Here is a 21,753-nt window from a genome sequence, read left to right as displayed (position 1 = left end):
TCTAAAGAATATAGCTTAATAGTGCGACGATAATAAATGCGATGCTGCCAAGCAACGTTTCCATTACCGTCCAAGTTTTTAATGTGGTTTTCTCATCCATCTCAAGCAGACGAGATACCAACCAGAAACCAGAGTCATTGAAGTGAGACAGTACCGTTGCACCACCCGCAATTGCGATCACGATAAAACACAGATCAAGCTCGCTCAAACCGGTTGATGCCGCAACCACAGGTGCGATAAGAGCCGCGGTGGTGGTCAGGGCGACGGTTGCAGAGCCTTGAGCCACACGCAGACAGGTTGAAATAACAAACGCCGCCACAATCACTGGCATCCCTGTGTCCGTCAGCACGCCCGCAAGTGCGTCACCGATACCACTTGCACGCAATACACCACCAAACATGCCACCCGCCCCCGTGACCAGAATAACGCCACAGATCGGAGCCAATGATTCACCACACAATTTTTCTAGTTTTGCCATGCCGTAATCTTTAGCGAAAACACCCAAACAGACGAGCAAGGTAATCAGTAGCGCCACTGGGGTTTTACCTAGCATACGTAGGAACTCAACCAGTGCCGTGCTGCCATCAATCACACCCGCCACCGCCAGTGTGTTCAATACTGTATCCAAACAGATTAGCAGGACAGGCAACACCAGGATGGTCATGACCGTGGTAAATTTTGGCGCGTTGCGCTCATCCACCATCGCTTCGCCATTAAAGAAGGCTTTAGATAATGGGATATCAAATTTTTTGCCGGCGTATAAGCCGAATAAGTATGCGCCAAGGTACCACGTTGGAATCGCGACCAAGATACCCACCACCAACAATAGACCGATGTTGGCGCCAAGGAACTCCGCCGCCGCAACCGGACCCGGATGTGGAGGGACAAACGCGTGCATAACCGCAAAAGCACCAGCTGCAGGCAACGCGTATTTAATTGGTGAGCCACCAAAACGAGCCGCTACACTGAGAATGATTGGCATCATCACCACAAGGCCAGCATCGAAGAAAATCGGGAAGCCAAACAGTAATGAAGCCACGCCCAATGCTAATGGCGCACGCTCTTTACCGAATCGACCAATCAAAGTGTCTGCCAGCACTTTTGCCCCACCAGTCACTTCGAGAATTTTTCCGATCATCGCACCAAGACCAACCAGCAAAGCAACGGAAGCTAATGTGCCGCCAAAGCCGCCCATCATCGTCGGTACAACTTGTTCAGAAGAGACGCCCGTTGCGATTGCCGTACCTAAACTCACCATAGTGAGCGCAGCAAAGGCGTGGACTTTTAATTTAATGATAAGTACGAGTAACGCTGCAATGGCAAGGCCTGCAATCGTTAACAAGAATGTAGGATCTGGGGTTAGGGTTAAGGACTCCATGAGTTCACCTTGTAAGAGTTATTGTTTGTGTGATGGTTCACATTTATCTAAGTTACCGGTAACATGTTACCGATAACATGAATAAGATAAACTCATATTTCAAAATGAATTCAAAAATTGAGATCACGCGCAAGTTTAGTTATGAGGATAAATTATGGCTGGTAGTAGTGTCATCGTTATGGGCGTTTGTGCTAGTGGTAAAAGCACAATTGGTGAGCAATTGGCGAAAAAATTGGGGCGTAAATTCATTGATGGTGATGATCTTCATCCACGAGCAAACATTCAGAAAATGGCATCGGGCCAGCCTCTGAACGATGACGATCGCAAGCCATGGTTAGAACGCATTCGTGATGCGGCATATAGCCTAGAAAATAAAAATGAACACGGCATTATCGTCTGTTCTGCACTAAAAAAGACTTACCGCGATCAGATCCGTGAAGGCAACCATAACGTGACCTTCCTCTTCCTCGACGGTGATATCGATTTGATCCTGAGATCGCATGCGGATGCGTAAAGGCCACTTTATGAAGGAGAACATGGTGAAAAGCCAATTCGACACGCTTGAGCGCCCAGATAATGAGCCTCAAACGCTCGTCGTCAGCATCGACGGCGACATCAGTGATGTGGTGGAACGCTCTGTTGTCGAACTATTAAAACAACAACCGGTTGAGGTGGCATCATGATTCATCCCGTCGTACACAAAGTCACACAAAAATTGATTGAACGCAGTCACGAAGCTCGAGCTGAGTTTCTCGCGCGTACGGAAGTCCAAGCGAACGCTGGCAAAGGCCGCGTCGGTTTATCTTGTGGTAACTTAGCGCACGCCGTTGCCGCTTCATGCTCTTCAGAGAAAAAAAGCATTCTCGATTTTACGCACTCAAATGTGGCGCTGATCAGCGCCTATAACGATATGTTGAGTGCTCACCAGCCGTATCAAGATTACCCAATACAAATCAAACATGCGCTCGCAGAATACGGCCACACTGCACAGGTGGCCGGTTGCGTACCAGCGATGTGCGATGGGGTGACTCAAGGTCAAGCCGGCATGGATATGTCGCTGTTCTCACGCGACTTAATCGCGCAATCAACGGCGTTATCTTTGAGCCACAATGTCTTTGATGCCACCTTACTGCTTGGCATCTGCGACAAAATCGCACCAGGGCAACTGATGGGGGCGCTGTCTTACGCACATCTTCCGACCGCGTTTGTACCAGCAGGCTTAATGGCCACGGGCATTAGCAACGAAGAAAAAGTCGACGTTCGCCAAAAATACGCAGCCGGAGAGGTGGGGAAAGACGCTTTGCTTGATATGGAGTGCAGCGCCTACCACTCGTCGGGGACCTGCACGTTTTACGGCACCGCCAACACCAATCAACTGGTGTTTGAGACCATGGGCTTGATGTTGCCAGGTTCCGCGTTTATCCATCCACATACCAAGCTACGCAAAGCCCTAACCAACCACGCGGCTCTGAAAATCGCCTCAATGACGGCCGGTACCAGTAACTTCCGGCCTCTGTCTCAAGTGGTGACAGAAAAAAGCTTGGTCAACGGCATCATCGCTCTACTCGCTTCTGGCGGCAGCACCAACCACACCATCCACATGATTGCGGTGGCGCGTGCCGCTGGTATCTTGCTCACGTGGCAAGACATCAGCGATCTGTCGGATGTGGTTCCTTTGTTGGCTCGCGTTTACCCAAACGGTCCCGCTGACATGAACGCGTTCCAAGACGCGGGTGGCGTACCTGCGTTATTACACCGCTTGAACCAATCCGAGCTTTTACATCGCGATGTAAAGCCAGTATTTGGTGAGTTTGAAGACCAAATGACGCTACCAAGTCTTGTCGATGGCCAACTGATTTGGACGCCGTGCCAAGGCAGCCAAGACGGGGAAGTGATCGCCAAACCAGAAGCCACTTTCCAAAACACGGGCGGCACTCGGGTGCTGACTGGCAACTTGGGTAAAGCGGTTGTGAAAGTGTCAGCGGTGAAAGAAGAGCAACGCGTGATCGTCGCACCAGCAATCGTGTTCCAATGCCAACACGAAGTGGAAGCGGCGTACAAACGTGGCGAGTTGAATAAAGACTGCATCGTCGTGGTCACACACAATGGTCCCGCCGCGAATGGCATGCCAGAGCTGCATAAACTGATGCCCATTTTAGGCAACGTGCAAAAAGCCGGATTTAAAATTGCACTGGTGACCGACGGTCGTTTGTCGGGTGCGTCAGGTAAGATCCCATCGGCCATTCACCTCTCACCAGAAGCCATTCGTGGCGGTGCGATTGGTTTGGTACGCAATGGCGATTTGATTCGTCTCGATTGCCAAACGGGAGAGTTAAACAACTTAAGCGACACCACAGGTCGCGAACCGATTCATTTCGACACCGAATCCACTCAACAAACATGGGGACGAGGTTTGTTCAGCGCGATCCGCCAAAACGTCTCAAGCGCCGAAGAAGGCGCAAGTTTTATTGTTTAAGGTAAGCATCACTTCACCGTCCTAACCACGAGCCTAGGTACGGTCAGGGTTGCGTCGCAAAGTGTGGTGATATTAGCAGCGGCACTTGTTCTCACTGCACTTTTTATTCATCGAGGGTGAAAGCGCTTCAAGCGGTTTCACCCTCCCCGCCATGTTCCCCATAAGGAGGATTAACCTGCCGATATGCGAAACACGCAGTACTCACCACACGTTAAACGCTCTCACCCGCGGTGATTCGATACCCCATATCGACCACTTTGTCTTCCAGAGGCTCCCCTTTTAAACGTGCAATCAAAAGCTGCGCGCTTTTTTGCCCAATTTGGAAACGCGGTGTATCGACGCTCGTTAACTTGGGGCTAATCGTTTGCCCGATATCTAGTGCGTTATAACCAATAACCGCCAACTGCTGAGGCACTTGAATACGACGCTGTTGGGCGCTGAGCATAGTACCAATCGCAATATCATCGTTGGTACAGAACACCCCATCAAGTGCGGGGTACAGCGCTAGCGCACGCCCGAGTAAGTCATGCGCTAAAGAGAAGCTTGAATGGTCGCCGGTTAAGACGTGCTTTGGCTCAAGGCCTGCTTCGAGCATCGCACGATCGTAACCTTGCTTACGCAGTTTGGTTCGTGTGTCCAACCGCGCCCCAAAATAAACGATGCGACGTTTACCCGATAACAACATACGTTTTACCGCCGTGTAGGAGGCATCTTCGTGATCTAAGCCAACCGCCATATCGATCGGCTGTGGTGGCAATTCCATGGTTTCGACCACGGGTATACCGGCGCTTTTAATCATTTGTAACGTACGCGCGGTATGGTGGCTCTCCGTCAAGATGAGCCCATCAACCTGATAAGAAAGTAATGCGGCGATTTTGCGTTCTTCTTCTAACTCATCGTAGCTAAAGTGCGCCAACAGCGTCTCATAGCCATTGACCTTGGTCACCATCTCGATGCCCTGAACAAAAGAAGCAAAAATTTGATTGGATAACGAGGGAAGTAAAATACCAATGGCTTTGCTGGACGATTTTGACAACATCGCCGGCGCACGATTTTCGATGTACCCCATCTCCTCAATTGCGGCCGCGATTTTGGTTCGAGTCTTTTCTGCAACCGAGTCAGGATTACGCATATAACGCGAAACCGTCATCTTGGTTACGCCAACTTGGGCTGCGACATCCTGTAATGTCGTGCGTGTTTTTTTATTCTGTTGAGCCATAAATGTGTGACTTATTATTAATGTTACTAGTAACATTATGACCAATAGACTCTCCGCCGACAAGCAAAGTGAAAATAATATATAAAATCAACAGGTTGCTGTGTGAATTTTCACCAAATTAGGTTGCTCACAGTGTGATTTAAGGCCCAATAAATAAATGACATTTATGTCAAGTTTCTTATAAAATGACGCACCTAATAAGAATAAGACATTACGCACAGTGCAGTTAGGCTCAAAAGAAACCCAGATTTACTACCACCTGCTTGATCTGGACGACGCGCAACAGCAGCAATACCTCCAAGCCTTGCAACAAAGCCAACCAGAGCTCCATCAACAACTCGCTCTCCTTTTAGCAGAGGCAACAACTGATGAACAACTGACGCAATTGTTCTGTTTTGGCGCTCACCAGGCAACGAATCGGGAAGTCGATCTGAGTGGCCAAGTGATTAGTAAATATCGTCTAGACCATGAATTGGGCCGCGGTGGTATGGGGGTTGTTTACGCCGCACAGCGTGCCGATAAGACCTTCGAGCAAGACTTAGCGATCAAATTCATTCAAAGTCACTTGAGTCATGTGCTGGGGCAACGTGCCTTATTCGACGAAGCTCAACTGCTTGCACGCTTGAACCACCCTTACATCGCTAAAGTGTTTGACGGCGGTCTTCATCAAGATTCGGTTTACATCGTGATGGAGCGGATATTCGGCCAAACCTTGGATAATTACTTGTTGGACACCGAGCGACAAAAGGGTCAAAAGCTGCGGCTGTTTAAGCAGATTTGTCAGGCGGTGGAGCACGCTCACCAGCATGGCGTTTTGCATGCCGATCTTAAACCAGACAATATTCTGATCGACCATAGTCACCAACCCAAACTGCTCGACTTTAACTTAACTCAAAAAGTGTCCCCCAACCAAGGTGACTTACCCTCGGTATTGGTGGCATTCAGCCAGAACTTTGCCAGTCCGGAACAACAAGCCGGACAATTTCTGACAGAACACAGCGACGTTTACTCTTTGGGCAAAATTCTCGCGTTAATGTTTCCGTCACCAGCGGTTTGGTCTGATATTTATTGGGTGATAAGACGAGCGACGCGTCCTGCCATCCCGCAGCGATATCAGAATGTCAGCGCATTGAGAATGGACATCGAGCGAATCATCGAACGTCGCCCCATCGAGCAGAAAAAACACTGGCCTTTCTATAGCGCGCTTCGCTTAGTGCAGCGCAGGCCACTCGCATCTATATTGTCAACCACCATTGTACTCTCAGGGGTACTATTTGGCAGTGCAATGATGCAAAAGAATAGTCAACTGCAACACGAGAAGAAAATAGCACAAGATATGATGTTCGAGCTCACTCGTCTTATCTTTCATGCTAAAGGGCAAAACCTCGAGCAAATGTCAGTTAGTGCCATGATGGAGCTAACAAGACGGCGGATTCTCTCTAATCCAGACATCCCAAAACAGATAAAACAAAAAATGTTATTGGCAATGATGACACCAGTGCCAGAGAAGCACCTAACCACAGCCAAAAAGTGTCATTCTAATTGCGCGTCTAAGGACAGCACCGATCAGTAAGGCTTAAAAAACAAGATGTATACACGTTCATTGTCACTATGGTTGTCCACATATACGGCAGCCGCCGCTTTAACCGCGGCCCCTTCTGTTGCAACCCAACTCCAAGATACAACGCTCAAGCAAGGCTACTTTATTGATGCACCAGTCACTGGGCTTTATTACAAAACCAGCTCCGAGATCACCGGCGTGACAAAGCAAGGCGCATTCCAGTATCAGCCGGGGGATGTGGTCAGCTTCTTTCTCGGTAACGACGATACGGGGTACTTACTGGCCACGGTATCGAGCCAAGAAGTGCTCACCCCCACGATGGCCACAACGAAACCAAGTCGCAGCATCAATATGACCCGCTTACTGCTGTCGCTTGACAGCACGCCAGAAAACCGCAAAGAGATCGTGCTGGCAAATCAAGTGCTGTCAGATCCTCACTTTCAACGTCAGTTAAAAAGCCTTGACCTGAATTACTTAGACGACGCAGCAAATCTGCTTAATCTCGACTGGGTTTCTACCAAAGACGCCATCGCGCACCTCAATGAGAGCCAAGCCTACATTGAAAAAAACTTCGCGTCCGATGACATCATCTTTCAACCTCGCGGCGTCACATTCAAAAATATTGTCATCAAGAAAAAAGACTGGCAGGGCCGTGCGTGTGCGTACGATCTTCGCTACCAACATCATCCCAAATATCGTCCCCCCTTTACCGAGATGACGTATACCATCACGCAAGATTCGCTCATTCAACACCCAAGTGCAGGCGACCATTTTCAGGGCTGTTTTCTGTCATTGAATCATCAAGTAACCGAAGACATCATTGAACCACTCCGCCATTTTTCTGATTGGTATAACTTGGTCGGGTGCTCGCTAACAGGCTGCACGAGAAACGATTTAAATGGCTTCTCCGTTGAAGATTTTGATGATGAAGGTGACTGGAAATACCGCTCTGCCGCTCTTAACTTCGACCCTAGTACTGAACTGTTAATGGAGAAAGTTCAAGGTTTAGGCCACCACAAACACATTCAACACAGCAACCGCACCGAAATGTTGTGGTTTACCTATCCACAATCACAGGACCATAGCATTGACTACCGTGGTATCTGGCAGCAAACCCAGTATCGCGGCCAAACGATGACTCAATCATGCCTGCTGATACGCCACCAGCAAGTACTGCGCTTACCGAAGTCCGCAGAAACCTGTCCAATCAATCCAAGTGTATATACCCAAGACGTCACCATGGAATATGCCGACATGTGGTGGGTTAACAATGCTAAACCACAAGCCGAACTTGCCCAAATGAATGTGATGGTACGTTGGTACCCTACTCCCGCTGAAATTAACTACACCACCTGGGAGTACCTACCTGCTGGCAAAACTTGGGATCAAGGTATTTTATATCGCTATCAACAAGAGGTTCACCGTAACCATGACAGATCCGATCGCATCGAAACCCACACCATTTCCGAATTTGTCAAAGTGAGCGAGGATGTATAACGATGGCAACCACTGCAGTACTGACAAAAATCATTCAACAATGGCAAACCGGTGATAAACAAGCGGAGAGTGAATTATACCAGTTTGCTTATTTACAACTGCGCAAGATTGCTCAGCAAGAGCGCGATCGCAACGCCAAAAAATATGGCATGGACAACAAAGTATTGGCCGATAGCGTCAACAGCACCACCGCCTTGATCCATGATGCCTATCTAAAAATGTCCCATTGTGACATGAGTGACATTGAGACAAAACGTGATTTCTTCTTGATGGCAGCCAAAGTCATGCGCCAAATTCTGATCGATAACGCACGCTCACACCAAGCGCAAAAGCGTCAACACATCACGGTGATGAACGATGAGGAAGATCGCTTCGAGCAATTACTCATCATGGATAAAGTGCTAGACAGTTTCAGTAACCGTTATCCACGCCAATCCAGTGCACTAAAACTCAAGTATTTGATGGGGATGAAAAATCAAGAAATCTGTGAACTGCTCGAATGCAGCGCCAGTTTGATTGAAAAAGATCTCAAATTCTCTCGCAGTTGGCTGCACTTACGAATGGCACACACGTAATGATGACGAAAAAATTTTGGATAACCGGCGTACTTTGCGCCAGTTTACTGGGTCTTTATTGGGTTTCTGCTGAAAGCAACTTGGCCTCTGCGGCCAATCCGTCGGACATCGCAATAAGCTCGGCCGATAACACGAAACAGCAGAATGGACGCACACCTTTAATCGAAGTAAAACAAGCACTAACAGCATCGGCCCTCAATCGCCCCCACCAGCAGACTGATGAGGACGCATTTCGTTCCGCCCCTTTGGGACAGGAAGACTCGCTGACCAGTCCGTTGAATACTATTGAAACAAGCTCACCTTACAGCACGACGGTTGGGGGCGACCAGAACCCCGCTGAAGATGGCCCAACAGACAACCGCAAACCGATCATCAACCTCATGGTAGAACAACAGCTTCAAACCATGATTTATGCTTGGGAGTTGAGCCAAAATTCACCCATCAATTATTCATTAAGCCTCAACCATTTATTTGAGGACCCAGACGACGATTTCCTCACCACACGGATTTGGCTCGACAATGCCAATGGGTTAAGTGTGATGAATCAAGGGTCAATCATGGTGCAAGGTGCCGCTGAAAATATTGAAACGACCACATACCTTACCGTCGCCGCTCGCGATGATTACCATGGCGATAGCGACCACGCTTGGACCACCACGCGCTTTGAGCTGCCTGCCGTAACCCAAGAGCAAAATGACACGAAGCATCCATTGGAGGGGGATATCGTTTATCGCCTTGAAACCACCCACCGGTTAAACGGCCAATACACGCTGTATGAAGTTGTGTACTGCGAGGCATTCAAATTTGTTCAGCAAGACGTGTTTTATGCCGCCTCCAACAATAAAACACACTGTCCATCTGATAGACAACTGACCAAAGTGGGCACCTATACCGTCAACGCAGATGAATTAACCGTTTCCAGCCAGTTATCGTCCCTCGACGCACAACAGACCTGGACGTTGCAAAAGCAATACCCATCACTTAAACACCCACAAGTCAGTAACTATTTTGTCAGCGTCTACAATGGGAAACAGTTCGAAAGCTACACCATGCAAAAAAGCCGCTCTGCGATGGAAGCGCGCATTAACGCATCCACGGGGCAATATCTGTATCAGATGGCATTTTTTGACTATTTGCTGCCACTTCCTAACGGCGAGTATCTGGTCAGCGAAATAGGTAACTTTATTTATAATCATGAGACTCAGGTGGTGGGCCCGTTTGGTGAGACCCTCGACTCCGATCTCAACCTGCGAACTTACGATCAAACCCTGCGCTGCGCCGATATCGCACCTTGGTATGACAGCCACGTCATCGCCGGCCAAGGCAATTATCAGATAGACATCATCTCGACACCGTACCCAGACGATCCAACGTATAACATTGATTGTTACCAATACACCAGCGACCGAGAAACAGGACAAAAATCCTTAGCGTTTGATCTGAATTATTCGCCCTATGATGAGCTACTCGAAGGTGAAGTTTACAGTTATATTCTTCGTCCCAAGCCCCAGTACGCACAGAGGGTGGAAGAGATAAAATTAAATCTGATTTATCACGCTCCACCCCAGTAACTGTGATGTTTAGAAGCTCCACAGAGCTTTTAAACCGGTGCTCCATGTCAGCGTTTCCGATTCAGGTAAAGTCGCTTTCACATGCTGTGTCACCTGTTCCTGACAAATGCCATCGGTCATGGTTTTGCAGTAGGTGGCACTCACGGTATGAGAATCCGATTCAAGACGTTTCTCAAACCCAAGCATAGCAAACCAACCCAGATGTAGGCCTTCGAAAATTTCGTAACTGATCGTGCCTTCCACACTGGTACGAAGGCTGTGACTATCGAAATCCGTGTCGCTAAATTGGGTAGAAGAGGTCTGGCTGTACAACGGAAGACCAATCAGCGCCTTACCTGAAATATGCCACTTATCCTCAGCGAATAATGTGCCGTCATCGTAAACCATGCCCAAATTCGCAAAGATACTGGTGGTGGTTTCTTCCCATGTGCCGTGAAAAAATTTGTTGCCCTGCGCGGTGTAGTTCTTGAGGCCGTAGCGGGTAAAAGTCTGATAGCTCAACGATGGACCGGCCACAAAGCGCCAGTTATTTTCCAATTTGTAATGCACGAGAATATTGGTGGCGGTTTTTAAGTATTCCGCTTCATTATGTTGAATCACTTGACCGTTCCAACGCCACTCTTCTTTACTGTTCACCGGTGAGAAAGTCGCCAGTGCATCGATAGAAAAATCGAAATCCTCATTAATCCGATAAAGCCCACCGGTATTGATCACCGGATTGAGTAAATTGACACTCGAGCGTGCAGCACCAGCTTCCTCGTAATTGACGTTCTCGACTCCTAGAGTAAAGTACGAATAACCATGGCGATCATCGAGCTCATTCGCCGTGACCGACGAAGCAACGCCCAATAACGCGAAAGCCACATAACTCTTCATTAGTCTTATCCTTTATACCCTTAACGGCGGCAGATAATAACGTTGCGCTATGCAATTCCAAACCTGTTGTTGATAAAAAAACAAAAATAAACTTTACGGTTTTTCCGCTATTTTTCGTGTCTTGAAATCGCACCTCAATCGCTGATAAAAACAGCGCCATCTATGCCACAGTCGGCATGTATGACGATTTCTTTCCTCTTGGGAAATGAAAGTTGAATTCGATTTAAGGACATAATAAAAAATGAAAAAGCTTAGTTTACTCGCAGCGTCAGTGGCTATCGCCCTTACTGGATGTGGGGGCTCAGACGGAGGGTCTTCCGACAGCACGCCGACTCCCGGTGGCTTGGTCATCACGGCCATTGATGGCTACCTACAACAGGCTCAAATCTGGGTCGATGAAGACGGTGATCGTAGCAACGGCTGTGAGCTTAATACTGGAGAGCTGACCGATGAAAATGGTCAAGCGACCATCAGCAAAGCCGACTTTGCCGGTATGGATGTGTGTATCAAAGCGGTAAAGGATATCACTATTGATAAAGACCGTGGCCTTGTTGCATCCGATTTCACTCTCGCGTCACTAGCAAACGACCATGATCAGCTCATCGTTAACCCGATGACCAACATGGTAGTTGCAAAGGTTAAGAGTCAACTCGCTGGCGATCCAACACTGGATGTCGTTGCAGCGAAGAAAGCGGCAGAAGATGAAGTTGTCGCCGCCGTGACTCAATCAGGCTCAGGCCTAAAAGCAGATGCCGCAATGATTTTCGGTGATTATATCGCTAACTCATCAACCTCTGACGAAGCAAAAGCACTGAAAGTGATTGGTGAAACGCTGGTCGACCATAAAGATCAATCCGTTGAAAAACAGCTAGCCATCACAACTGCCGTCGCAGAAAAAACTCAAGAAATCATCAGCAGTGTGACTCCTAACAAGATTGATGATTTTGCTCCCGTGGTAGACGTATCTGTCGATGGTACGGTCACAGTAACAGTAAATACCCGTCCGGTAGTCTCAACATCGATTGAAGCCGTCACTTTACAACTTGGCGATGCATTCACAAGCATGGATGCGAGCCAAAACTTCAGCGATGCAGAAGGCGACACACTGACGTTCAGCATGCAAGCGATTGGCGGCAATACAAATGGGCTAGCGATTGATACAACAACCGGTGTCATTACAGGCAAACCAAAGGCAGCAGGCGAGTTTATTTACCAAATCTTTGCCGAAGATGCGAAAGGCTCACTGTCTTACCCTGCTACCCTGACAGTGACTATTGAAACGCCAAATACCGCGCCAACGCTTAGTAAACCAACGCTAGCAACTCTTCAAACAGAATTGAATGCTCGCATTTTCACTCAAGGTGAAGCGGTGAATGAAGTAATCACCTCTACTGGGTTATTCCAAGATGTTGATGGTGACAAGCTAAACTATACGGCAAGCAATGTTCCTAGCGGCATGACCGTAACTTTGACAGATAACCAGCTAACGTTAACTGGTACCCCAGCTGTAAAAGGTGCTAACGTTGTGACACTTTCTGCAAAAGATGGGATCAACCACACCGCAGCCACCGCAAATATTACCATCAATATCAAAGAAGCGGCCATTGAGCCAACCCTGCATCCGCTTGAAGGTAAGACTTGGTATCGCCTAGAACATGGCGGCGGTACGGACTCCATCAGCTTCGATTACTCACGTATCTGGTGTGATTCAATTCGTTTCGAAGATGGCCAAGTGCTCGGTAACCACCGAGATTTAACCAACCTCACTCAGTGTGGCGATATTGCTGCAGAGTCTTTCTCAACCGGCACCTACACCATTGAGGGTAACACCCTAACTGCGACGTTTACCGGTGAAAACGGCACGCCTGAGACAGCGGAGCTGACCGTTAGCGATGCCGACGCCGTATCTACAGGTGCGAAGTCTTTACAATGGAAGTACGCGGACACTCAAGAGATTGAACTGTACACCTTATTTAGCAACAAGGTTGATGCTGAGGCGCGTATCCAGATCCAATCCGATGACATCGCAGATAAGCGCATGTTCCCGATGACGCTACCCACCTCGACGGAAGGTCAATACGCCACGGGTAAAGCGTCGGTATCGCTGCTTGCAAACACACACTCTGGCGATGATGGCGCGATGGACGCAAACCTGATTCTTGAATTCGATAATCAAGATTTTACGTGTGCTGATGTGAGTGAGTTTTACCAAAGCATGCGATTCACTGGCGCAGGCTTGCCAGCAAACGGTGTTGCTTCTGGCGACCCAACCAATGGCTTTGAGTGTTATGACAATGTCGAAAACAGCATCACTCACGCCGCCATCGACTTTGATTTACCACAACTAGCAATAAACGAAGTCTACAGCTTTGTGGGTAAAGTAAAAGATTCTCAAGGTCAATTCATCGAAGCCGTGAAGTTCAATGTTACCTGGACTGGTACCGGCAATAACGAATAATCGTATTGACAACAAAAGCCCCGCATTGCGGGGCTTTCTTCGTGATTAAAGCCTGATTATTTCACGCACAGCACGTTCAACAATGAAGTGCCGGTGAGCTGATTCGACTCACGATCAGCAAACAATCCTTTTCTACTTTGGCCCCAATACGGCAACTGCAGTGGCCAATGATTTTTTTCCATCACGCCTGAGGATCTTAACACCTTAAACTCATCTGGCGTGGCTAACCTCATTCCGAGCTGCTGACATATTTGCTGCGCATTTTCATAGTTAAGACGATTCCACGGCTTACCGTATTCCATATAAAACTGGTTATTGTCGTCAAGCGAGTATGGCACCACATAGGTTTTATCTTGCAACGAGGTTTTCAGCCGAACTTCAAGGTCATCATTCCCCGTGACGATTAGCGTCGGCTTAGGCCTAACGACAGATTTAGTCGATGACTTACCACGCGTATTTTTGGACTTGGTCTCAGGGTTCGTTGCTGGTGCTTTAAACGCCTCGGTATCCGCACGAATGGCGAGTTCTGGAGCGGCTTTGGGGGCAATCGGCGGGGTAGGTGTCACCGAGGACGTTGCAGGTTTAGGTGGTGTCGCAGACTGTGTAGCGCCTTTTCCAACCACCCGGATAAACGCTTCTTTGTAACTCGACAAGGTTTTAACTCCGCGCAAATCCTTCATCGCGATTGACAGCACTTTGTATGGCCCTATCAAACAACGGTAGCCATTCGGTTCCGGCTTCATCCATACGTCTGTAGTGATGTGACTATAAATCGGTTTCGCTTTCGCGAGTGATATTGGTTTAGGCAGTAACCCGCATTGGATCCAGTAGAGGTGATTGCCTCCTTGCGGCACTTTACTTCCCCACACCCCGTTACCAATCGGGCATGTTTGCTCAAGCATCGGCAGCTCTTTGTCACTAGTCTGGATCGCCTGACAAAAAAACTCTTGTGCAAATACCGAGCTAGAAAACTGGGCGCACCCGATTAACAACCCGAAGCTTAGGCTTGTTGGGATGAGATGAGAGAGGGATCGTGCCTTCTTCATTTCCATACGCTTCACTCTACTATTAGTTAGTGGGTAAGGTCATTATGGCGGCAAAGCGCCAAAAAAATGTGAATAAAGAATAGCTAGCAAAAAAAGAGCCGGAATTGTGTATCCGGCTCTCAATTTTAGAAGGAATCAAGCGAGTTGACAGCGCTTGGTGAAAAAAGCCTTACCCTTTATACAATTTCGGGTTAAACACATCACGTAGCCAGTCACCCAGCAGGTTGATAACCAAAACCAGCGTCACGAGCACAATGCCCGGGAAGGCGGTGATCCACCAAGCGCCAGAGAAAATGTAATTAAAGCCAATGCTGATCAGTGCGCCAAGCGATGGCTGATCAACCGGCAGGCCCAAACCTAGGAACGACAGTGCCGCTTCCGACATGATGGCATTCGCGACCTGTACGGTTGAGATAACCAAGATAGGCGACAGGCAGTTTGGCAAGATATGACGAAACATGATGCGTGGCGCTTTAAAGCCCATCACGCGCGCCGCTTCTACGTACTCTTTCTTCTTCTCTGCAAGTACCGATGCACGAATCGTTCGCGCATACTGAGGCCATTCCGCGACGCCGATGATCACCACCAACATCACGACCGCATATTGACTGTAGAAATCACTGCCGAAGCTGGCTTTAAAAATGGCCGATACAATAATAGCCACCATCATGGTTGAGAACGATAACTGCACATCGGCAAAACGCATCAAGAAACTATCGATACGCCCCCCGAAGTAACCTGCTGACAAACCAATAATGATACCCAGAATCAGCTGTAGACCGACCGCTAGGAAACCGATGGTGAGCGATAAGCGTGAGCCGTAAAGAATGGTCGATAAAATATCACGGCCTTGCTCATCTGTACCTAAGACAAAACGCTCATCACTGTCTTCCATCCAGGAAGGTGGCAATTCTGAGTCCATGATATCGATAGAAGTTAAATCATACGGATCGCTCGGGGCTAGGATCGGCGCTGCTAATGCCAATACTAAGAACACCATAAATACCGTAAAGCTCGCCATCGCCACTTTATCGCGCTTAAAATAGTATAAAAAGTCCGAATTTTTGAAGCGCTGCCACGCCGTTGGCACAGCAGAAGGAGCAGCAGGAGTATTGGTTTGGCTCATGATTAAGCTCCTTTTCCAGTCAGGTCCACAGTTGGGTTAATGATGCCGTATAGCAAGTCAACGATGGTATTGGTTACCACAAAAATCAAACCAACAAAAATAACGTAAGCAGTGATCAACGGTGTATCAACACGGTTGATTGCCTCAAGGAAAAGGAAGCCGGTTCCCGGCCACTGGAATACCGTTTCGGTAAGAATGGTGTAAGCCACCATGGTGCCAATTTGCACCCCACCGACGGTCAGTACCGGTAACATCGTGTTCTTGAGAGCGTGTTGGTAATAAATCTTTTGTAAATTTAACCCTTTGGCTTTGGCGAACTTAATGTATTCCGAACTCAAAACTTCGAGCATCTCTGAACGCACCAACCGAATAAACAACGGTAACATGATCGATGCTAGCGCAATACACGGCAGGATCAGGTGCTTAATGCCATCAATGGTGAAGAAACCCGACTCCCATCCGAGAACATTCGCCGTTTCCCCCCGTCCATACGACGGTAGCCAACCAAGCTCGATAGAAAAAACGTACATCAGCATGATGGCGGTTAAGAAAACCGGTATCGAGATACCGACACTGCTCATCGCCATGACAAATTTAGTAAAGACACTCTTTGGGTGAATGGCGGAATATACCCCGAGTGGTATAGAGAAAACGATGATGATGAGCGTCGCGCCCAACACCAGCTCGAGCGTGGCCACCAGCTTGTCGAGGATAACCTCAACCGCAGGTCGCTTAAAAAAGTATGATGTACCCAAATCACCTTGCAGTGCATTACCGACAAAGCGTGTGTACTTTGTGATAAAGGGATCGTTCAGGCCCAATTCGTCACGCAGCGCTTGGCGCTCCGATTCTGAAACCGACTGACCTACAAGCTCACGCAGCGGATCACCCAGGTTGTCCTGAATGGCAAACGCCACCAAACTGATCACAAACATCACTATCAGTGCCTGAAACAGGCGCTTGACCAGAAACGAAAACATTCCTTGCCCCTTAACTGTCCATAGTTCTCTAAACTTAGAGATAAAATTCAGTCTGTAAAACGAACTCAATCCGACTGAAATAAAACTGAGCCAAGTGTCGAAAACAGAGAAGGACTGACGCCCCTCTCTGTCATGACTCAATGATTACTCAACCACTAGGTCACCAAAGTAAGGCATGACCATTGGGTTAACGATGTCAGCCGCTTTCACGTTAGACTTCGCACCCCACGCTTCACTTTGCCAGTGTAATGGTACGAATGCAGCGTCGTTGTATAGCGTCGCTTCAACGCCTTTCAGCATTGCTGCACGTTTCGCTGGGTCCGTTTCGACGTTCGCCGCTTCAACCGTTTTATCCATTTCTGGGTTTGAGTAGTAACCACAGTTGTACTGACCACGACCGGTTTCTTCGTTACGAGTCATGGTTAAGAACTCGTTGAAGTTAGCCGAATCCTCTGTATCCGAGTGCCAACCGATCATCAACATGTCTGCGGCACATTTATCGAATTCAGGCCAGTATTGCGCTTTAGGCATAGTTTTCAGATCAACTTTGATGCCGATCTTAGACAGCATTGCGGCCGATGCTTGTGCTACTTTTGCATCGTTTACGTAACGGTTGTTTGGCGCCATCATGGTCAGCGTAAAGCCTTGCTCGTAACCGGCTTCTTTCATCAACTGTTTCGCTTTCTTCAGATCATAGCGCGGAACGAGTTTTTCATCATGCCCCACGTAGCCAATCGGACTTTGTTGGCCTGCTGCAGTGGCGAAGCCTTTCATGATTTTCTTCACGATGCCTTCGTTATTGATGGCATGCACAATCGCCTGACGAACGCGTACATCTTTCAGCGCTTCATTGCTGTTTTGGTTCATTTGGAAGGTGATGATACGTGTACCTGGCAACGTAACGAGGTCAATACCGTCCGCACCTTTCACTCGCTTGTGATCGTTTGGTGCGACGGGGTGAATCATGTCTACACCACCGGAAAGCAGCGCTGCCACACGTGTCGCATCTTCTTTAATTGGCACTAGCGTTAACTTGTCTACGTTCCCTTTTGACGCTTTATCCCAATAATCGTTAAAACGCTCAAATTCAACTTTTACCCCTTGCTCACGTGATGTCACGATGAACGGACCCGTACCGGATACGTGAGTCGATGCAAATGAGTTACCATGCTTTACGAGCTCGGACTTGTCTTTGCCGTCTTCTGTCTTACCCGTGTAGAACTTGCTGTCCATAGGGAAGATGTACGTCGCCGTTTGCAGTACCAGTGGGTATGGGCCTTTTGTGACTAAATCGAACGTGTTGTCGTCCACTTTGACGATTTTTTCGTAAGGGTCAAAGATGTTTTTAAAGTCTGGCGAATTTTGAAGACGTTCGAACGTCCACACCACATCATCAGCCGTTAGTGTATTACCTGAGTGGAACGTCACGCCTTCACGCAGGGTGAAGCGAACGGTCGTATCGTTAATACGCTCCCAGCTTTCTGCTAGGCGAGGTTCGAAGTCCATGGTTTGCGTGAAACGAACCAGTGGATCAAACACCATGTGTGACATTTGCAGTGTGCCGCCAGACAGCTGTTCATGTGGGTCAAGCGAGACAGGGTCTGCGGCGTAGCCCACGGTAATATCAGCTGCTAATGCGTTAAAACTCAGGCCAGCGGCCATTAGCGCCACTGCTAATTTGCTTTTCATGGTTTTCATTTGCATAACTCCTTCATGCGGGGATCCGGATCCCTTGTTGTTGTGTTTGCGTCTTTATTATGACTAAAGGTTGGCCAAGCGAGTCACTTGGTTTATGCCATTTTTATCTCTTCTCTCAAGCCCGTAAATTCAGGCATCAAAGAAATCAATTTTTGGCTGTACTCGTGTTGAGGTGCCATAAATAGCTGTTCTGTTGGCGCCACTTCCAATAATGTGCCCATTTGCATGACACCCACTCGGTCACACATTTGACGAATAACCGGTAAGTCGTGGCTGATAAACAACATCGTCAAGTTCAGCTCACTTTGTAGATCTTTCAACAAATTCAGAATTTGTGCCTGTACCGAGACATCCAATGCCGAGGTCGGTTCGTCACAGATCATAAGTCGAGGGCGGGTTGCCAGAGCGCGTGCAATTGAAATACGTTGACGCTGGCCACCGGAGAATTCATGAGGATATTTAAGCCCTGCCATACGGCCTAAGCCAACGTGATCAAGCAGGTCATGAACAATTTGGCGAGTCTCTGATTCATTTTTAGTCAATTTATGAAAGCGAATTGGCTCGGCAATAATATCGAACACCTTCATTCGAGGATTCATTGACGTGTACGGGTTTTGGAACACCATCTGCATTTGACGACGCATTGGGCGACGCGCTTTCTCTGACTTCAACGCCGTCAGATCAATACCTTCAAATTTCACCTGCCCGGCGTCTGGTTGATACAACCCCGCAATAACACGGGCGATGGTGGATTTTCCTGAGCCAGACTCACCCACTAGACCAAACGTTTCTCCCTCATGCACTTCAAAACTCACGTTATTCGATGCCTGCACGTATTCACGGCGGCTTTCAAACAATGAATCTTTGGTCACAAAGCGAAGGTTGACGTTTTTTACATCCAGCAGAGGGCCTGTGTACTCGCGCTCATCCTGAGTTTGTCCTAGCCAATGGTTCTTAATGTCTAGCGGCTCCATTTCTACGGCTTCTTCGATGTAACTCACCAAAGGAAAACGATCAAGCTTTCTGTCTGAGCGCGGAACCGCCGAAATCAGGCTGCGGGTGTACGGGTGGTCTGGATCACCCAACACTTTCGAGGTTGGACCAAACTCGACCAAGTCGCCACGGTACATGACCGCCACTCGATCGGTAACGTTCGAAACCACCCCCATATCATGTGTCACTAGCATGCAGCCCACATTGTTCTTGATGCACAGCTCGCGAATCAAATTCAAGATCTGGTCTTGGATAGAAACGTCTAGGGCCGTGGTGGGCTCGTCGGCAATGATCAGATCGGGCTCGCCCGCCAAAGCAATCGCGATCACCACACGCTGACGCATACCACCAGAGAACTGGTGAGGGTACTGTTTAAGGCGGTTTTCCGGCTGAGGAATGCCCACTTGTTGCATCAGAGAAAGTGCACGTTGATACGCCTCTTCATCCGACACCTTCATGTTGGCATGAATGGTCTCTTTGAGTTGCTGTTCAACTGTAAAGAGCGGGTTCAGTGAAGTCATTGGATCTTGGAAAATAAAACCAATCTTAGACCCACGAACCTTACGCATCGCTTCTGGTGATAAACCAGAAATCTTCTCTCCATCCAAGAATACATCACCATTGGCAACGCGACCTGGAGGGCTTAACAAATCAATCACGGCGTTACCAACGGTGGATTTACCCGCACCTGATTCGCCAACCACCCCCACAATTTCACCACGATCAATATGAAAAGAAAGCGATTTCACGGCCGCGTGAATGCCGTGTCGGGAGGGGTATTCGATACGAAGGTTTTTCACTTCTAATAGTGACATTTCAGACCTCTACTGCCTTGTCTGTGATATAGAATCGCGCTAAAGGCGCCATTCATCACCTAAATGAATCCGTTCAAGTTCAGAATAATACTCTGAAATTTTAATGCGGAAACAATTTGGCAAAAATTACACAAAAAAGCAACAATTAAAGTCTATTTCGCCGTAAAAACATAAAAATAACGCACAATTATCGAATAAAAATGCATTACAAAGTATTTAACCTTTTTCATATCACGCTATTTTTGTGCGCTTTGCACCATTAAAACCAGAAAAATGCTCTAAAAATAAACATCATCTCCCGCCAAACAGTAACCATATTATTCACATGTGCTTATTAACATCTACCAAACAATACCATATATAAAAAACGATTTTCCGACATAAAATATTACTAATAACATAGTCGACAAATATAAAAAGCCAAACTTCACTCTCATTATGTGAGATTAAAACGTGAGCACATCAGCAAAACCACTCAAATTCCCTGTCTAAGCGAAATATGCGCCCCTTATGCGATTTAATGACCTAATGATGAAATAACGCCAACACAAGGATACTGCCTGTTTGTCGTAAAAAAGTGCCAGCTTTAGCACTTTACGGTGTGATTGAGAGTGAGATAATAGAGAATTAATGTCAGAGCCAGTTGTAAATGAAAAGGAGCCCCTGTGCTGAAAGCGATTTTTTTTGATATGGACGAGACTTTATGTGCAACATCACAAGCCGATAAAGTGGCAGGACAAGAGTTTACAACTTGGGTTCAACAGACCTACCCACAAGTCACCGAACCCCAAGCTTTTTTACAGCGCTACTTACAAGGAGTATACAAAAAACTGAATGCGGAGTTCCCTCACCTTGTGGCTCTGCTACCCGATGAAAATGCGTTCCGTTGCGGCCTGATCCAAACGATTCTAGCTGAGTATGGGATCAGCATTAATGCTGCGCAAGCGCAGCAGGCGCAAGACTATTTTGACGCTGCTCGTATGGGGGCTTTTACCTTCTTCCCTGGGGTAAAAGAGATGCTCAGCGAACTGCGCCAGCACTATAAGCTCGTGGTGATCACCAACGGCCCAATTTTCTCACAGCATCCAAAACTCAAAGCAACACAAATGAGCGACTGGGTAGACCATATTATTGTGGGTGGGGAAGAGCCTGAAGAAAAGCCAGCCGCGAGTATTTTTCAAAAAGCCCTCAACTTAGTCGATGCAAAGCCCGAAGAAGCCTTACATATCGGTGACTCTTTACCTGCAGACATCGCAGGGGCCAACAAGATGGGCATTTTAAGTGTTTGGGTAAACCCAACAGGCGCAGACAACCCAACGGGCATCAAGGCAGATTATGAAGTGAAAGAGACCGTCGAACTAAAAGAAATTCTCAAAACACTCGCACAATAACAATCAGGTTTTAGAAACTCAGCTCCAAGCATCAATCTAGGGGGGATTGTGTCAGATGGCACCGCTTTTGGAGCATAGATGGTCACACTCCCT

15 protein-coding genes and 2 pseudogenes are annotated in these 21,753 nt (G+C 47.8%); 8 read left to right on the top strand and 9 right to left on the bottom strand.

Annotation, left to right across the window (positions count from 1 at the left end):
- Position 1 precedes the first annotated feature (1 nt).
- A complete protein-coding gene (locus tag AC3D28_RS11800) occupies positions 2-1,378 on the bottom strand; it encodes a GntP family permease (RefSeq protein WP_488534845.1) in 1,377 nt (458 codons plus the stop codon).
- Positions 1,379-1,532: 154 nt separating this feature from the next.
- On the opposite strand from AC3D28_RS11800, the pseudogene AC3D28_RS11795 reads away from it, so the two are divergent.
- Together AC3D28_RS11795 and edd are read left to right on the top strand one after the other, a co-directional pair.
- Positions 1,533-2,061 (top strand): annotated as a pseudogene (locus tag AC3D28_RS11795) (gluconokinase).
- On the top strand, positions 2,058-3,854 hold the full coding sequence (gene edd, locus AC3D28_RS11790) for a phosphogluconate dehydratase (RefSeq protein WP_488534844.1): 1,797 nt from the start codon (positions 2,058-2,060) through the stop codon (positions 3,852-3,854). The pseudogene AC3D28_RS11795 and the gene edd overlap by 4 nt, the downstream one beginning before the upstream one ends.
- A 211-nt stretch (positions 3,855-4,065) precedes the next feature.
- Here the strand turns inward: edd and AC3D28_RS11785 are convergent, their stop codons facing one another.
- On the bottom strand, positions 4,066-5,073 hold the full coding sequence (locus tag AC3D28_RS11785; RefSeq protein ID WP_488534843.1) for a LacI family DNA-binding transcriptional regulator: 1,008 nt from the start codon (positions 5,071-5,073) through the stop codon (positions 4,066-4,068).
- Between the two features lie 220 nt (positions 5,074-5,293).
- On the opposite strand from AC3D28_RS11785, the gene AC3D28_RS11780 reads away from it, so the two are divergent.
- Genes AC3D28_RS11780 through AC3D28_RS11765 form a run of 4 tightly spaced genes read left to right on the top strand, consistent with a single transcriptional unit; the run spans position 5,294 to position 10,277 of the window.
- Positions 5,294-6,646 carry a serine/threonine-protein kinase gene (locus AC3D28_RS11780; protein ID WP_488534842.1) on the top strand — a complete coding sequence of 451 codons (1,353 nt, stop codon included), beginning with the start codon at positions 5,294-5,296 and terminating at the stop codon, positions 6,644-6,646.
- A 15-nt stretch (positions 6,647-6,661) separates the two neighbouring features.
- Positions 6,662-8,131 carry a chromosome partitioning protein ParA gene (locus AC3D28_RS11775; RefSeq protein ID WP_488534841.1) on the top strand — a complete coding sequence of 490 codons (1,470 nt, stop codon included), beginning with the start codon at positions 6,662-6,664 and terminating at the stop codon, positions 8,129-8,131.
- A gap of 2 nt (positions 8,132-8,133) precedes the next feature.
- Positions 8,134-8,706 carry an ECF-type sigma factor gene (locus tag AC3D28_RS11770; RefSeq protein ID WP_488534840.1) on the top strand — a complete coding sequence of 191 codons (573 nt, stop codon included), beginning with the start codon at positions 8,134-8,136 and terminating at the stop codon, positions 8,704-8,706.
- 2 nt (positions 8,707-8,708) lie between these two features.
- On the top strand, positions 8,709-10,277 hold the full coding sequence (locus AC3D28_RS11765) for a hypothetical protein (protein ID WP_488536085.1): 1,569 nt from the start codon (positions 8,709-8,711) through the stop codon (positions 10,275-10,277).
- 9 nt (positions 10,278-10,286) lie between these two features.
- Here AC3D28_RS11765 and AC3D28_RS11760 read toward each other — a convergent pair whose 3' ends face one another.
- Entirely contained in the window at positions 10,287-11,153 is an 867-nt protein-coding gene (locus AC3D28_RS11760; protein ID WP_488534839.1) for a hypothetical protein, read from the bottom strand.
- A 241-nt stretch (positions 11,154-11,394) separates the two neighbouring features.
- Here AC3D28_RS11760 and AC3D28_RS11755 point away from each other — a divergent pair, with 241 nt between their 5' ends.
- Positions 11,395-13,611: a putative Ig domain-containing protein gene (locus AC3D28_RS11755; RefSeq protein WP_488534838.1), complete on the top strand. Its 2,217-nt coding sequence runs from the start codon at positions 11,395-11,397 to the stop codon at positions 13,609-13,611.
- A gap of 56 nt (positions 13,612-13,667) precedes the next feature.
- On the opposite strand, the gene AC3D28_RS11750 is transcribed toward AC3D28_RS11755, so the two are convergent.
- The 6 genes and pseudogenes from AC3D28_RS11750 to AC3D28_RS11725 form a co-directional block, all read right to left on the bottom strand.
- Positions 13,668-14,663 (bottom strand): SPOR domain-containing protein, encoded by a 996-nt coding sequence (locus AC3D28_RS11750; protein ID WP_488534837.1) that lies wholly within the window; start codon positions 14,661-14,663, stop codon positions 13,668-13,670.
- A 163-nt stretch (positions 14,664-14,826) separates the two neighbouring features.
- Positions 14,827-15,783 (bottom strand): ABC transporter permease, encoded by a 957-nt coding sequence (locus AC3D28_RS11745; RefSeq protein ID WP_488534836.1) that lies wholly within the window; start codon positions 15,781-15,783, stop codon positions 14,827-14,829.
- Between the two features lie 2 nt (positions 15,784-15,785).
- Positions 15,786-16,763, bottom strand: a complete 978-nt coding sequence (locus AC3D28_RS11740; protein ID WP_098416924.1) for an ABC transporter permease — start codon at positions 16,761-16,763, stop codon at positions 15,786-15,788.
- A 144-nt stretch (positions 16,764-16,907) separates the two neighbouring features.
- A complete protein-coding gene (locus AC3D28_RS11735; protein ID WP_488534835.1) occupies positions 16,908-18,461 on the bottom strand; it encodes an ABC transporter substrate-binding protein in 1,554 nt (517 codons plus the stop codon).
- Between the two features lie 92 nt (positions 18,462-18,553).
- Positions 18,554-20,269: a dipeptide ABC transporter ATP-binding protein gene (locus AC3D28_RS11730; RefSeq protein ID WP_488534834.1), complete on the bottom strand. Its 1,716-nt coding sequence runs from the start codon at positions 20,267-20,269 to the stop codon at positions 18,554-18,556.
- Positions 20,257-20,499: pseudogene (locus tag AC3D28_RS11725) on the bottom strand (hypothetical protein). Before AC3D28_RS11725 ends, AC3D28_RS11730 begins: the two are co-directional and overlap by 13 nt.
- 435 nt (positions 20,500-20,934) lie before the next feature.
- On the opposite strand from AC3D28_RS11725, the gene AC3D28_RS11720 reads away from it, so the two are divergent.
- On the top strand, positions 20,935-21,660 hold the full coding sequence (locus AC3D28_RS11720; protein WP_488534833.1) for an HAD family hydrolase: 726 nt from the start codon (positions 20,935-20,937) through the stop codon (positions 21,658-21,660).
- The last annotated feature ends 93 nt before the right edge of the window (positions 21,661-21,753 follow it).

This window comes from Vibrio sp. TAP-3B, from assembly GCF_057784735.1.
Note: the sequence above shows the minus strand (reverse complement) of the source record. Positions and strands in the feature narration are given on the sequence as shown.